1 protein-coding gene is annotated in these 238 nt (G+C 63.9%); it reads right to left on the reverse strand.

Features of this window, described 5'->3' with window-relative positions:
• Window positions 1-43: 43 nt before the first annotated feature.
• On the reverse strand, window positions 44-238 hold a 195-nt coding region (locus HMPREF2924_RS32770), incomplete at its 5' end, for a hypothetical protein (RefSeq protein ID WP_070700873.1).

The following is a 238-nucleotide window of genomic DNA, read 5'->3' on the forward strand; positions in this document are numbered from 1 at the left end:
GGCTTCTTCTCGATCAGGTGGACGATGGCGTGTTTGATAGGCATCAGAAAGACTCCTGGTTCAGGGAACGCTGCCTGTCGGCTCGACGGAGCAGGGCGCGGGCATTGAGCTCGCCGCGTGCGTCGCTTGGCGTGGAAGAGATGAAGATCGAGGCGCAGCCGATCTTGCTGAGCTTCAAGTGGCCGCCGGCGGAGCGGTCGACGCTCCAGCCTTCGGCTTGAGCGAAGGCCACCAGCCG

The sequence above is a fragment of the Pseudomonas sp. HMSC063H08 genome, from assembly GCF_001813645.1.
Taxonomy (GTDB): domain Bacteria; phylum Pseudomonadota; class Gammaproteobacteria; order Pseudomonadales; family Pseudomonadaceae; genus Pseudomonas; species Pseudomonas aeruginosa.